The sequence below is a fragment of the Halobellus limi genome, from assembly GCF_004799685.1.
In the GTDB taxonomy this organism is placed as follows: Archaea; Halobacteriota; Halobacteria; order Halobacteriales; family Haloferacaceae; genus Haloquadratum; species Haloquadratum limi.
Genome location: NZ_CP031311.1, coordinates 1,063,221 through 1,075,701 on the forward strand (window position 1 = coordinate 1,063,221; position 12,481 = coordinate 1,075,701).

Here is a 12,481-nt window from a genome sequence, read left to right on the forward strand (position 1 = left end):
AATCGCATCACTGCGGAGAAAACGCGTCATCGCCGGTTGAATTGCGGTTCGACTCCGCCACTCCAGCGTCCAGGCGCGCGAGCGACGACCGCCGCACCGCGCTCGGGGGTTTATGTCGGCGCCGGTCGAACAGGTCCGTATGGAGACGGTTTCACACCACGGGCGGGAGACCGCCTACCGGACGTTCGACCGCGGGGGCGGCGGCCCGACGATACTCGCCGTGCACGGCAGCGGGGGCACCCACCGGGTCTGGAGCGCCCAGTCGAAACTCGGTGCGGAGTATCCCTTCGTCGCGCTCGATCTGAGCGGCCACGGCGAGAGCGGGGACGTCGCCGCCGAACCCGGCTACGAGACCCTCTCGGCGTACGTCGACGACGCCGTCGCCGTCGCCGACGCGGTCGACGCCGACGTGCTTCTGGGCAACTCCCTCGGCGGCGCGGTCGTCCTCACGGCGCTCGCGGAGCGGGAACTCGCGGTCGACGGCGCCGTCCTGGCCGGGGCGGGACCGCGGCTCCCGGTGCTGGACGACCTGCTCCGGTGGGTGACCGAGGACTTCGAGCGGGTCGTCGAGTTCTTCCACGAACCGGACCACCTCTTTCACGACGCCGACGAGGACACGCTCGCGGTCTCGCGGGCGGCGCTGCGATCGACCGGCCGGGCGATACTCGAACGGGACTTCCGGACGGCCCACGCGTTCGACGCCCGCGGGGACCTCGCCGACGTCGACGTGCCGACGCTCGCGCTCGTCGGCGAGCACGACCGGCTGACGCCGCCGCACTTCCACGAGGAGCTCTGCGCGGAACTGCCCGACTGCGAACTGACCGTCCTCGACGACGCCGCCCACCTCGCGATGCTGGAACGTCCCGACGCGTTCAACGACGCCGTCACGGAGTTCGTCGACGGCCGCGTCTCGGGTTGAGTCCCGTCCCGACCAGGGGGGGCGCCACCGGTTCGGCCGGAAATCGGCACGTCTTTGCGCACGCTCTCGAAGACGGGCCTGTGGACCCTGTCGAGACCTCCGACCCCGACGGCGTCGACTACGGGTGGGTGATGCAGACGACGTTCGTGCTCACCATCGTGGTCGGCGCGCCGATCGTCGCCGCGCTCTCGCTGCGCGCCACCCTGCCGACGTGGGGCGCCCGCGTCGAGTTCGCGGTCCGCGTGGGGGCCGTCGTCTGGGTCCTGGTCGCGCTCGCGGTCTTCGCGTACGCCCGGCGGTTCGACGCCGGCGACGGCGGCGGTGACCCCGACGAGATCGACGGCGAGTCCGACTGATCCGGACGGCGAAAACCGAACCGGGGACGCCGAACCCGACTGATACGGACACTTCGCTGAGGGCCCGTCACCCTCGACGTCGGTGGAGAACGGCGTTTTCCACCCGCGTCGGCGTCTCGTTCGAGTGCGAAACCCACCGCCGTCGGAAACTCTTTCACCCGAGTCACCGACGTTCGATTATGATCGACGAGACGATCGCGGAGATCCGAGAGATGCAGACGCACAGTTCGTCGGTCGTCGCCGTCAAGGCGACGCGGGCGCTTTCGGATCTGTTAGAGCGCGATCACGCCACGGTCGAGGAGTTCGAGCGCGACCTCGAACGGAACGCGAGCGCGCTCAAGCGGGCGAACCCCTCGCACGCGTCGCTGTTCAACGCGATGCAGACCGTGCTGGTGAACGTCGTCGACCGGAAGGACACCGTCGAGGAGGCGAAGTCCCTCCTCGACGAGGTGGTCGAACGGGTCGTCGAGGACGTTCAACAGGGCAAGTCGCGGGCGGCGCGGAACGCGGCTCCCACGTTCGAGGACGGAGAGACGTTCCTGATGCACGACTTCTCCTCGACCGTCTTGGAGGCCGTAGAGCAGGCGGCGACGGACGGCACCTACCTGACGGCGTACGTCACGGAAGCCCGACCCCGGTACCTCGGCCGGAAGACGGCCCGCAGACTCGCCGGCATCGACCGGGTCGAACCGCACCTGGTGGTCGACAGCGCGTCGGGCACGTTCCTGGACGACTGCGACCGGGTCGTCGTCGGGATGGACTGCATCGTCGAGGACACGCTGTACAACCGCGTCGGGACCTTTCCCATCGTCGCCACGGCGAACTACCTCGACGTGCCGGTCACGGTCGTCGGGTCGGCGGCGAAGATCGTCGACGACGGCTTCGTCTTCGAGAACGAGCATCGCTCGCCCGCGGAGGTGTCCTTAGAGCCGATCGAGGACGTCGTGATCGAGAACCCCGCCTACGACGCGACGCCCGTCGACCTGCTCGACGAGGTGATCACCGACAACGGCGTCGAGAACCTGTAGCCGCCACGACGCCCCTCACTCGCCGACTACCGAGCGACGGAAGAACTCCGCGAACTTCTCCCGCAGCGAGGTGCCGTCGCCGAGGCGGAGGTAGTACGCGTCGCCGCCGTCCTCGTAGTAGCCGGTGATCCGCCGCTGGATCTCGAAGCCGAGGTGCTCGTAGAAGGAGAGCGCTCCCTCGTTCGTCGCCCGCGCGTGACACGAGATCGACTCGTGGTCCTGCAGCGCGGCGGCGACGAGGCGCTTGCCGTACCCCTCGCCGCGTCGCTCGGGGGCGACCGCGAGAAAGAGGATGTAGCCGTCCCGTCGAACCGACGCGAACCCGACGAGGTCGTCGTCCTCGAAGAGGAGGTGGTCGTTCGCCCGTCGATACGCGTCGACGAAGAACGCCCGACGCTGCTTGAGGACGTCCTCTCGCTCCCGGATCCGCTCTTTGAGGTCCCACGCGCTCTCGACGAACTCGGCGGACCCCGGGGCGTCGACTCGCGTCTCGACGTTGACGCTCACGGCGTCAGGTAGGACCACGACCGATATAATTCTGCCGTCGGTTCGCAAATCTGCCGGTCCGCGTGCCCCAGTGCGTCGTCTCACTCGTCTGCCGGTCCGCTCGTCGGCTCGCTCTCTCGAATCGAAACCGTCGAGCACGCCTCAGACGAAGGCGACCAACAGCAGCACCACCAGCACCGATCCCGTCAGGACCACCTGCACGACGGTCGACGCGAGCACGCCAACCGTGGCCCACAGCGCGACGCGGAACCCCGCCTCGGCGTCGGCGTGCTGGGCGAACTCCACGGCGAAGACGGTCGCCGCGATCCCGAGGACGAACCCGACCGGGCCGGCGACGAAGAGGAGGAAGAGACCGACGAGCACCGCGGCGGCGGTCGTGAGCGCCGAGGCCCCGCCCGCCCGCGCGGCGACGGCCCCGCCGAAGTAGTCGACGAGCATCGTGAGGAGTCCGACGCCGACGAGGATCGCGACGAGCAGCGCCGAGGGCTCCGCATAGCCCGTCGACCACCAGTAGCCGAGGACGCCGACGACCGAGAGCCCCCCGCCGGGGACCAGCGGCAGCGCCGAGCCGACGACCCCGAGGGCGACGACGCCGAGCGCGATCCAGGTGAGCGGTTCCATACGGGGACGTCGCCGCCGACGGTGATGAAGGCTGTCTTCGATCTGCTGTCGGGGCCGCCCTCACTCACTGTCGGGGGCCGCCCGATCACTCACCGAACCGCTCGCGCTCGGTCGCGACGACCTCGTTGGTCCCGCCGTAGCGCTCGACGAGCGACCCGTACGCGTCGCCGAGCGCCCGGAGACACTGCCGGGCGGACACGTATCCGAGTTCGTCGGCGACGGCGTCCGCCGGGCGCGTCTGGAGCACCTTCCTCACGAGGAGGCGCTCCTCCCGCGGCGTCAGCGTCGGTTCGCCGTCCGGGCCGTCTTCTCCCTCTTCTCCCGCCCCGACGAGCGCGGCGAGCGCGAGGCGGCGGAACGCCCGCGGGGCCGTCGCGTACTGCCCCGGACCGAACGCGACGCCGACGACGACGCGCCACTCGTAGTCGGAGAGGTCGAGCGAGAGGGGGGCCTCGCAGGCCGCCAGCGCACCGCGGACGACGTCGGGGTCGGCGTCGCGGAGGTGCTCGGCGAGCAGGTCTCCGATGCGGTCGCGGAACCAGCGGGCGTGGCGATCACAGAGCGCCCGTCCCACCTCCGAGAGCGGATCCAGCATCAGCGCCGAATACTCGCCGCTGGACTCGTTCCGCGTCGTCGAGAGGTGGACCGTCTCGTAGCCGTTCGATTCCCAGAAGGAGAGCAGGTCCGGCGTCGCGCCGTACCCGACGCCGAGGTAGTCGGCGTCGCCGTCGAACTCGGTGCGGACCTCCGAAAGGAGCGTCGATCCCAACCCGCGCGAGCGAGCGGCGTGGTGCGTCGCGATGCGGACCACGCGGTAACCCACCGGAACGCCCGCCTCCTCGTCGCGGAGTTGGCTCGTGAACACGTCCGGGAGCATGTTGCCGCGGACCCGCGCGCCCTCGTACATCGACCGGCGCGTCTCGGCGTCAAGGCCGCCCTCGCGCGCCAGCAGTGCGACGCTGACGACGTGTCCCTCGTGTTCCAGCACCCGGACCCGGAGGTTCGGCGCGTCGAGGAGGCGGGCGAGGTCGTCCGGCTCCGTCCGGTAGTGCGCCAGCACGAGGAGGCCGAACACCTCCCGGAGCAGGTGTTCGTCGGCGGCGAGTTCCTCGGGAGAGAGCGCCCGATAATCGACCGACGACGGCGACGCGTCGGCGACGAGGGCCTCGACCGGCGGGCGGGCGTCGAGAAGCAGCGCGCGGAACGCCCACGACTCGACGGGATCGGCGGGCGCGAACCGGATCGGCTCCGAGAGCGTCACCTCCGTCACGTCGTGGTCGCGCCCGTCCAGTTCGTCCCTGAAGCGCACGGAGAAACCGCGGCCGGCCCCCTCGTAGCCGTGGACGGTGGTGAAGAAGGCGACCGCCGGCCCGTCGAGGAACGACGAGAGCAGCCGAACGGGCAGCGCCGCCGCCTCGTCGACGAGGACGACGTCGGGGTCGTCCGGAAGCTCTGCGGCCTCCGCCGGCGGCGCGAAGCGGATCCGGCCGCCGCTTCTCGCACGCAACGGCCCGTCCCCGGAGCGCTCGTCGCCGAGAGCGTCGAGCGCCGACAGCAACTCGCTCGCCCGTGAGAACAGATCGCTCGCGTTCCGCCTGTCGGGGGCGGTGACGAGGACGTCGCGACCGGCGGCGGCGAGCGATCCGGCGGCGAGGCCGGCCGCGCTCGACTTCCCGCGGCCGCGGTCGGCCTCGACGACGACGGCGCGCCGCCGTCCCTCGTCAGCCTCGCCCTCCGCGTCCCGCTGCTCCCCGTCGGTGCCGCCCACCGAATGTTCGAGCGCCTCCAGGGCGTGCAGCGCGCGCGACTGATCCGCGGTCAGACAGGCCTCGTACGCCGCGGCCGGGAAGCGCCGTGTTCCCGCAGGGGGCGTCGAGGGCGTCGAACGCGCCGGAGCCGACGCGTCGGCGTCGCCGCGGCGTTCGACGGTTCCGGCGTCGACGTCGACGATCGCCACGCCGGGGTGGTCCCGGAGCGTGCCGACGAGTCGCTCGCGGAACCGGCCGCCGACGTCGTCGACGGCGTACGGCGGGACAGCCAGCGAGGACTCGAACGAACCCGGACGGTCGGGCCAGTCGTCGAGCGGCGGCGCGAGCAGGACGAACAGTCCACCGCCGTCGACGGTGCCGACGAGGCGGCCCAGGGCGTTCGGCGAGAAGTCCTCGTGGGCGTCGTAGATCACCGCCGTCCGGGTCGTGCCCAGGAGTTCCCGGGCGTGGTTCGGCGCCACGCGCTCGAACCGGAACCCCTCGGCCGTCGTGACGATGGTCGTCTCCTCGTCGGGGATCGCGGCCCCCTCGACGGCGTCGAAGGCGGCGTCGACGCCGGCGTCGCGCTCGCCCGCGAGGACGAGCAGCCGCCGGTGATCGCTCCGCCGGGCCGCCGCGCGGAGGTCCGCCGCGAGAGCGGCGACGTTCATATCCCGGAGTCGTCGCGGCCGTGTAAGGAGGTTGCGTTCGGTCGCGCGTCGTGAGCGGTCGGGGCGACACCGGCGCGTGCGTCCGACGACACAGCCGCGTGTGTCGTCGTGCCACGGCACGACGCCATTGAAAGCGCTTTTATGCGATCCGGAGCAATCGAAGTGTACAGCCTGCCCGGGGTTGATGATACTCCCCGCCGTCAGGGAAACCGGTATTTCCGGCGGGGCAGTCGAGCCCGCGAGCAGGAGAGGTGAACAACCAATGCCAGTCTACGTAGAATTCGACGTCCCAGCCGACCTCGCAGAGGATGCCCTCGAGGCCCTCGAGGTCGCCCGAGACACAGGAACCGTAAAGAAAGGAACCAACGAGACGACCAAAGCCGTCGAGCGCGGCACCGCCGAGCTCGTCTTCGTCGCCGAGGACGTCTCGCCCGAAGAGATCGTGATGCACCTGCCCGAACTCGCCGACGAGAAGGGGATCCCCTACGTCTTCATCGAGACGCAGGACGAGGTCGGCCAGGCCGCCGGCCTCGAAGTCGGCTCGGCCGCCGCCGCCATCGTCGACGCCGGCGATTCGGAGGGTGACGTCGAAGACATCGCCGCGAAGCTCGAGGAACTGCGGTAAGCGACGATGAGCGCAGAAGAGACCGCCAGCGACTCGACCTCGGCCGAAGTCATCGAGATCGTTGGCAAGACAGGGATGCACGGCGAGGCCATGCAGGTCAAGTGCCGCATCCGCGAGGGCTCGAACCAGGGCCGCATCATCACGCGGAACGTCCTGGGCCCCGTCCGCGAGGGCGACATCCTGCAGCTTCGCGAGACGCAGCGGGACGCCGACTCCATCGGAGGTCGATAACCAATGGTCGAAACGCGCACGTGCGATTACACCGGCGAGGAGATCGAACCCGGCACGGGCACGATGCTCGTGAAGAAGGACGGAACGATCCTCCACTTCAAGGACTCGAAGGCCGAGAAGAACTACCGCCTCGGCCGCGAGCCCCGCGATCTGGAGTGGACCGAAGCGGGCCGTAACGAGGGCGGCAGCGAATGAGCGAGGACGAGCGCACCTTCGTGATGGTCAAACCCGACGGCGTGCAGCGCGGCCTCATCGGCGAGATCGTCTCCCGGTTCGAGGAGCGCGGGCTGAAACTCGTCGGCGGGAAGTTTATGCAGATCGACGACGACCTCGCCCACGAGCACTACGGCGAGCACGAGGACAAGCCGTTCTTCGACGACCTCGTCGAGTTCATCACCTCCGGACCGGTCTTCGCGATGGTCTGGGAGGGCGCGGACGCGACCCGACAGGTCCGTTCGATGGTCGGCGAGACCGACCCCGCCGAGTCCGCCCCGGGCACGATCCGCGGCGACTTCGGCCTGGACCTCGGCCGCAACGTCATCCACGCCTCCGACCACGAGGACGAGGGCGCGAACGAGCGCGAGATCGACCTCTTCTTCGACGAGGAGGAGCTGCTCGACTACGAGCGGATCGACGCCGCCTGGCTGTACGAGTAGGTCGCTCGCCGATTCGTTTTCCCCGTCGCGATCGACGGGATCTCTCATCCGTTCGACGAGGCCGGGAGAGACACCTCCCGGTCTGCGGAGAGGAGGGGAGAGGAGAGAGCAACGGCGTAGTCGGGGCCGGACGCAGAAATCGGGCCGGGGAACCGAGTATCCGATCGCGGACGACTAACTTTTGGGCGCGGCGACCTCGATCTCGCCGGCGTCCAGTTCGGCCTCGACCTCGCGGGCGGCCTGCACCATGTTCGCGATCTTCTGATAGGCCACCTCGCGCGGGAGCAACTTCACCCCGCAGTCCGGCGAGACGGTGAGTCGGTCGGGTGAGACGACCTCGAGCCCCTGCCGGATGTTGCCTTTGATCTCCGCGACGGATTCGACCTCGGGGTCGTGGACGTCCACGACTCCGAGTGCGAGATCCGGCTCGAACTCGGGGGCTCGAAACACGTCGATCTGTTCGTAGCCGTCGTTGCAGAGTTCGACGTCGAACTCGTCGATCGGGAAGTCGTTGATCTCCGGGTAGATCCGGGAGTAGTCGCCGTAGCAGACGTGCAGGCAGATCCGGACGTCCTCGGGAACGCCGTCGACGATCCGCTCCATCGACTCGCCGACGATGTGGTGATCGTCCGGCGTCGTCGCGAGCGCCGGCTCGTCGATCTGGACGTAGCGCGCACCAGCGTCGACGAGGCCCTTGATCTCCTCGTTGACGAGGTTCGCGAGGTCGTACGCGAGCGCGGCCGTGTCGTCGTAGGCCTCGTTGAACGACCACCGCGCGAGCGTGTAGGGGCCGGTGATCGGGACTTTCACCGGACGGGTCGCGACGTCGGCGGCGAACTCGAACTCATCTAGGAGCCACGGGTCGTCGTATTCGACCTCCGAGACGACCGAGGGCTTGTCGAAGTAGTTGTGTCCCCAGACCTTCACGGGGCCGTTGAACTCGTAGCCGGGGATCCGGTGGGCGAAGTACTCGACCATCTCCTCGCGGCGCATCTCGCCGTCGACGACGGTGTCGAGGCCGGCGCGCTCGTGCTCGCGGGTGATCACGCGCGCGGCGTCGTCGTAGGCCTCCGCCAGGTCCGCGTCGTCGAACGCCGCGTCGGGATCCTCCGAGAGCTCTTTGACTGTGTTCAGCCACGTCGGCTTCGGGTAGCTCCCGACGACGGTCGTCAGGAGGAAGTGCTCGGCGTCGTGGTCTCCCGGCCTGAACTGCGCCCGGTTCGAGGGGTTCCGGACCATCAGGCCGTCACCTCCCTGTCGAGACCGGCGGCCGTCGCGAGCGCCGAGAGCTTCGCCCGGTGCTTGTTGATCGGGAGGTAGAACGTCTCCGTGTTCGTGCTCAGGTAGACGGTCTCGAAGTCGGTCGCGGGCACCTGTTCGGTGAACCACTCCGCGCGTTCGCGGAGCGTCTCCGCGGACTCGACGAGCGTGTTCTGGCCGTCGGCGACGCCGAGCGCGACGTCGCCGGTGACGCCGTACTCGACGGCGTTGTAGACGGTTTGCTCTCGGTCCGCGGCGACGAGGTCCAGGCCGAACGCGGCGACGTCGGCGTCCATCAGGTGGGCGTAGGTCTTCTCCTCGAGCGCGCCGAAGTACGTGTGGACGACGACGTCGGCGTCGGTCGCTCCGGCCACGGCGTCGATTGCCTCCGGGACGGCCGCCGCGAGGTCGTCGCCCGGGGGGTTCGCGACGAGCGACGGTTCGAGGAGAAACAGCGTCTCGTGGGCCGGAAAGGACTCGACCTCGCCGGCCAGGAAGTCCGCGACGGCCGAGAGGAACTCGCGGTCGTCGCCGTAGTGGTCGTCCGTCGCGAGGTCGGCCAGCGAGTGCGGGCCGGGGAGGACCGCCTGCAGGGGCGCGGCGTCGTCGAAGAGTTCCAGCGCCGCCGACAGGTCGGCTGCGACGTCGCCGGAGCGCGTCAACTCGCCCACGACGCGGGGGTTCCGGTAGAAGTTGTTGTTGTCGTAGTAGCGGCTGATGCCGCCCGTCTCCACGTTGTCGTGGACTGTCAGCGGGTGCGCGATCATGTCGTCCCAGCGGAGTTGCCCCTCGACGATCCGGTCGAGGCCGGCCTCGAACTGGTCGTCGACGACCTCCGCGCGGGCACGGCCGTACGCCGAGACGACCTGGTCGGACTCGTCGCCGGAGATGAGGTCGGCTTTCTGCCGGCCCTTGAGTTCCGAGAACTCGGACTTCGCCCAGTCCGGAAGCGGAAACAGGCCCGGTGTCGTCGCGACGAGTTCAGTCATCGACGGTCGCTACGAAATGCCGCTGCTTAATATTTACTAAAGTGTGTTATTACTATTGGGTATTTCATACGCGGGCGGTGTCGGTCACGCTTCGGCCTCGCGGGTCAGCGCGAGCACCGAGAGGGTCTCGAACGGGTACGACTCCTCGACGACGACCTCGTGTTCGAATCCGCACTCGCGGACGCGGTCGAGCACCGCGTCGTACCCGGTGAGCGAACTCACGAGCAGCAGCGCGACGCCGCCGGGCGCGAGCACCCGCCCGACGGTTCCGAGGAACGGGTCGATCAGCTCCCGCCCGGACTGCCCGCCCGAGAGCGCCCGCTCCATCCAGTCGTCCCACTCGTTCTCGGGGTCGGTGGGGAGATACGGCGGGTTGAACGCGACCGTGTCGAACGCGTCGTCGTCGAAGGGCTCGACGAGGTCCGCGCGCACGACGTCGAAGAGCGGCGGCGCTCCGGCGGGCGCCGCGTCGGCGTCGGCCTCGTCGACCGTCGCCCCGTCGACGCCGCCCGCCACGGCACGCTCGCGCGCCGCCCGACACGCGTGGGGACTCAGGTCGCTCGCGACGACCGCACTCACCTCGGGGACGTCCCGCGCCGCCCGAGAGGCGACCCAGCCCGATCCGGTACCGACCTCCAGCAGCCGTCCCCGGCCCCGTTTCTCGACCGCGGACGCGAGGAGGGCCGAATCCTCCGCCGGCTGATACACGGCCGTCTCGGCCCCGCGACGCGCGGCGAGATCCCGTTTCGTCTGCTCCTCCGTCGGGTCCGTAGGTTCCGTCCCCTCTGTCGAGTCTGTCACGAGTCGCCTCCGCCTCCGTCGCCCCCGTCGGGCGTCGGCTCCACCTGTGGCTCCGCGGGCCGTTCGTCGCCCGCGAGGACGAACCCGCCCTCTTCGCTGCGGCCCATCAGTTCCCGCTGCGGGAACGGGATCTTGATTCCCTCCGCCTCCAGGGCCTCTTTGACCGCGCCGATGACGGCCGTCTTCGAGCGCCACTTCCGCCGGGCGCTCGGGTTGTCGATCCAGTAGCGCACGCCGAGGACGACCGCGGAGTCGTCGAGCCGTTTGAGCACCACCTGCGGCGTCGGCACGTTCATCGGATCGTCGAGCTCCGAGACGGCGCGCTTTGCGACCTCCGCGGCGTGCTCGGGGTCGGCGTCGTAGTCGATCCCGACCTCGATCTCGATGCGGAGCCGACCCTTCCGACTCCGGTTGACGAGGCTCTCCGAGGAGACCACGTCGTTCGGGATCATCACGTACTCGCCGTCGAACGTCTGGATCCGGGTGTTGACGATCGTGATGTCGGTGACGATACCCTCGTAGTCGCCCACCTGGATCCAGTCGCCGATCTCGAACGGCCGGGAGAACATCAGGACGAACCCCGCCAGGAGCGCTCCGAGCGTCTGTCTGGCGGCCATCCCGACGACGATCCCGAGGAATCCCGCGCCGACGAGGATCCCGCCGACGTTCACGTCCCACAGCGCGAGGATGATCGTGAACGCGAGGAGATACAGCGTCACCTGGCCGACCCGGAAGGCGATCTCGCCCTCGTGCTCGCCGATCGACGAGCGCGTCTCCGCGAGTTCCTCGGCCAATTGCCGGACCAGCCCCGTCATCGTGTACGCGCCGATCAGGAACAGCAGGGAGATGCCGATCTGAACGATGGTTTCGGGGCCGTAGTTCGGTCCGAAGACGCCGATCAACTCGTCGGAGAGCCCCCAGACCCCGACGATCGCCACGCCGGCGGTCGCGGCGAGGAACATCGTCCCCAGCGTGACCAAGAGGTGCCACGCCGTCGACGGCAGCCGCTCGGGGGCCGCGGCGTGGACCCGGTCCGTCCGCGCCAGGAGCGCCATCGTGGCGACCCCGATCGCGAAGGTGACGGCGAGGCGGCCGGTGAACGTCGGGACCAACTCGGAGAGCGCCGCCAACGCGCTCTCTACTCCACCGAGACCGCCGGTCGACGTCTGGAGGATTCCGGACATAGAGAGCGACTCAGCGACCGTGCTCGTCGGCGATCGCGGTCAGTTCCGCGAACGCTTCGGGTGCGAGCGATCCGGCCCGCGCACGCAGGAGGTCCTCGTTCCGCTCCTCGACCGCGTCGACGACCGCGTCGGGATCGGAGAGCCCCGAGATGTGGGCGGTGTTCCGGATCCCGTTCCGGATCGTCTTGCGGCGCTGGGTGAAGAGCGCCTTCACGAAGTCGAAGAAGAACCCCTCGTCGTCGACGGTGTAGTCCGGCTCCCTCGGTCGCAGCCGGACGATCGCGCTCTCGACCGCCGGCGCGGGATCGAACGCCGTCGGCGGCACGGTCTCGACGACCTCGACGTCGGCGTAGTGCTGCGCGGTGACCGACAGCCGACCGTACGCGTCGGTGCCGGGGTCGGCCGCCATCCGCTCGCCGAACTCCCGCTGGAACATCAACACGAGCGGACGGCTCTCGGGCAGGAGTCGGAACGCGATCTCAGAAGAGATGCCGTACGGGAGGTTCGAGACGGACGCCGAGAAGTCGGGCAGGTCGACTTCGAGGGCGTCGCCCTCGAGGACCCGCAAGCGTCCGGCGTCGATTTCGGCGGCGAACTCCTCGCGGAGGAACGTCGCGAGCGGCGGATCGCGCTCGACGACGGTCACCTCGTCGGCGACCCGAAGCAGCCGGTCGGTGAGCGCGCCCGTCCCGCCGCCGATCTCGAGGAGGTGCGTCGCGTCGGCGTCCTCGGGGAGGTACGTGGGAATCCGATCCAACACCCGGTCGTCGACCAGGAAGTGTTGGTCCCGATCCGGGTCGCCGCGTACGCCCGCCCGACGGCGCAGGTCGTCGGGATCTCGGGGCTCGGAGATCCCATCGGGCGTCGTATCTGTCATTGCCCCTC

General features: G+C 69.5%; 15 protein-coding genes. 7 read left to right on the top strand and 8 right to left on the bottom strand.

Going from position 1 to position 12,481, the window contains the following annotated elements:
* The first annotated feature begins 139 nt into the window (after nt 1-139).
* From DV707_RS05410 to DV707_RS05420, 3 genes are all read left to right on the top strand, one after another.
* Nucleotides 140-919 carry an alpha/beta fold hydrolase gene (locus tag DV707_RS05410; RefSeq protein WP_103991213.1) on the top strand — a complete coding sequence of 260 codons (780 nt, stop codon included), beginning with the start codon at nt 140-142 and terminating at the stop codon, nt 917-919.
* An 80-nt stretch (nt 920-999) separates the two neighbouring features.
* Nucleotides 1,000-1,275, top strand: a complete 276-nt coding sequence (locus DV707_RS05415) for a DUF5822 domain-containing protein (protein ID WP_103990242.1) — start codon at nt 1,000-1,002, stop codon at nt 1,273-1,275.
* A 179-nt stretch (nt 1,276-1,454) separates the two neighbouring features.
* On the top strand, nt 1,455-2,303 hold the full coding sequence (locus DV707_RS05420) for a translation initiation factor eIF-2B (protein WP_103990241.1): 849 nt from the start codon (nt 1,455-1,457) through the stop codon (nt 2,301-2,303).
* Between the two features lie 15 nt (nt 2,304-2,318).
* On the opposite strand, the gene DV707_RS05425 is transcribed toward DV707_RS05420, so the two are convergent.
* The 3 genes from DV707_RS05425 to tmcA form a co-directional block, all read right to left on the bottom strand.
* A complete protein-coding gene (locus tag DV707_RS05425) occupies nt 2,319-2,810 on the bottom strand; it encodes a GNAT family N-acetyltransferase (RefSeq protein WP_103990240.1) in 492 nt (163 codons plus the stop codon).
* A gap of 141 nt (nt 2,811-2,951) precedes the next feature.
* Nucleotides 2,952-3,431, bottom strand: a complete 480-nt coding sequence (locus DV707_RS05430; protein WP_103990239.1) for a DUF456 domain-containing protein — start codon at nt 3,429-3,431, stop codon at nt 2,952-2,954.
* 85 nt (nt 3,432-3,516) lie between these two features.
* Nucleotides 3,517-5,850, bottom strand: a complete 2,334-nt coding sequence (gene tmcA, locus DV707_RS05435; RefSeq protein WP_103990238.1) for a tRNA(Met) cytidine acetyltransferase TmcA — start codon at nt 5,848-5,850, stop codon at nt 3,517-3,519.
* 262 nt (nt 5,851-6,112) lie between these two features.
* Between tmcA and rpl7ae the strand changes: the two genes are divergently transcribed.
* From rpl7ae to ndk, 4 genes are read left to right on the top strand one after another with little or no spacing between them, the layout of a single operon-like run.
* Entirely contained in the window at nt 6,113-6,475 is a 363-nt protein-coding gene (gene rpl7ae, locus DV707_RS05440; protein ID WP_103990237.1) for a 50S ribosomal protein L7Ae, read from the top strand.
* A 6-nt stretch (nt 6,476-6,481) separates the two neighbouring features.
* Nucleotides 6,482-6,706: a 30S ribosomal protein S28e gene (locus DV707_RS05445; protein WP_049986948.1), complete on the top strand. Its 225-nt coding sequence runs from the start codon at nt 6,482-6,484 to the stop codon at nt 6,704-6,706.
* A gap of 3 nt (nt 6,707-6,709) precedes the next feature.
* Nucleotides 6,710-6,901, top strand: a complete 192-nt coding sequence (locus DV707_RS05450) for a 50S ribosomal protein L24e (protein WP_103990236.1) — start codon at nt 6,710-6,712, stop codon at nt 6,899-6,901.
* A complete protein-coding gene (gene ndk / locus DV707_RS05455) occupies nt 6,898-7,362 on the top strand; it encodes a nucleoside-diphosphate kinase (protein ID WP_103990235.1) in 465 nt (154 codons plus the stop codon). Before DV707_RS05450 ends, ndk begins: the two co-directional genes overlap by 4 nt.
* A gap of 174 nt (nt 7,363-7,536) precedes the next feature.
* On the opposite strand, the gene DV707_RS05460 is transcribed toward ndk, so the two are convergent.
* From DV707_RS05460 to DV707_RS05480, 5 genes are all read right to left on the bottom strand, one after another.
* Nucleotides 7,537-8,601 carry a methionine synthase gene (locus DV707_RS05460; protein WP_103990234.1) on the bottom strand — a complete coding sequence of 355 codons (1,065 nt, stop codon included), beginning with the start codon at nt 8,599-8,601 and terminating at the stop codon, nt 7,537-7,539.
* Nucleotides 8,601-9,611 (bottom strand): 5-methyltetrahydropteroyltriglutamate--homocysteine methyltransferase, encoded by a 1,011-nt coding sequence (locus DV707_RS05465; RefSeq protein WP_103990233.1) that lies wholly within the window; start codon nt 9,609-9,611, stop codon nt 8,601-8,603. Before DV707_RS05465 ends, DV707_RS05460 begins: the two co-directional genes overlap by 1 nt.
* A gap of 84 nt (nt 9,612-9,695) precedes the next feature.
* The gene (locus DV707_RS05470) at nt 9,696-10,412 is read right to left on the bottom strand and encodes a HemK2/MTQ2 family protein methyltransferase (RefSeq protein ID WP_103990232.1); all 717 of its coding nucleotides are present in this window, start codon (nt 10,410-10,412) and stop codon (nt 9,696-9,698) included.
* Nucleotides 10,409-11,596, bottom strand: coding sequence for a mechanosensitive ion channel family protein (locus DV707_RS05475; protein ID WP_103990231.1), 1,188 nt, complete (start codon nt 11,594-11,596; stop codon nt 10,409-10,411). The genes DV707_RS05470 and DV707_RS05475 overlap by 4 nt, the downstream gene beginning before the upstream one ends.
* Nucleotides 11,597-11,606: 10 nt before the next feature.
* Nucleotides 11,607-12,473: a 16S ribosomal RNA methyltransferase A gene (locus tag DV707_RS05480; RefSeq protein WP_103990230.1), complete on the bottom strand. Its 867-nt coding sequence runs from the start codon at nt 12,471-12,473 to the stop codon at nt 11,607-11,609.
* Between the last annotated feature and the right edge of the window lie 8 nt (nt 12,474-12,481).

Excerpts from the sequence above, each read along its gene's own strand:
- DV707_RS05410 (WP_103991213.1), top strand. The coding sequence starts at position 140 with ATGGAGACGGTTTCACACCACGGGCGGGAGACCGCCTACCGGACGTTC.
- DV707_RS05420 (WP_103990241.1), top strand. The coding sequence starts at position 1,455 with ATGATCGACGAGACGATCGCGGAGATCCGAGAGATGCAGACGCACAGT.
- DV707_RS05430 (WP_103990239.1), bottom strand. The coding sequence starts at position 3,431 with ATGGAACCGCTCACCTGGATCGCGCTCGGCGTCGTCGCCCTCGGGGTC.
- tmcA (WP_103990238.1), bottom strand. The coding sequence starts at position 5,850 with ATGAACGTCGCCGCTCTCGCGGCGGACCTCCGCGCGGCGGCCCGGCGG.
- rpl7ae (WP_103990237.1), top strand. The coding sequence starts at position 6,113 with ATGCCAGTCTACGTAGAATTCGACGTCCCAGCCGACCTCGCAGAGGAT.
- DV707_RS05445 (WP_049986948.1), top strand. The coding sequence starts at position 6,482 with ATGAGCGCAGAAGAGACCGCCAGCGACTCGACCTCGGCCGAAGTCATC.
- DV707_RS05450 (WP_103990236.1), top strand. The coding sequence starts at position 6,710 with ATGGTCGAAACGCGCACGTGCGATTACACCGGCGAGGAGATCGAACCC.
- ndk (WP_103990235.1), top strand. The coding sequence starts at position 6,898 with ATGAGCGAGGACGAGCGCACCTTCGTGATGGTCAAACCCGACGGCGTG.
- DV707_RS05460 (WP_103990234.1), bottom strand. The coding sequence starts at position 8,601 with ATGGTCCGGAACCCCTCGAACCGGGCGCAGTTCAGGCCGGGAGACCAC.
- DV707_RS05465 (WP_103990233.1), bottom strand. The coding sequence starts at position 9,611 with ATGACTGAACTCGTCGCGACGACACCGGGCCTGTTTCCGCTTCCGGAC.
- DV707_RS05475 (WP_103990231.1), bottom strand. The coding sequence starts at position 11,596 with ATGTCCGGAATCCTCCAGACGTCGACCGGCGGTCTCGGTGGAGTAGAG.
- DV707_RS05480 (WP_103990230.1), bottom strand. The coding sequence starts at position 12,473 with ATGACAGATACGACGCCCGATGGGATCTCCGAGCCCCGAGATCCCGAC.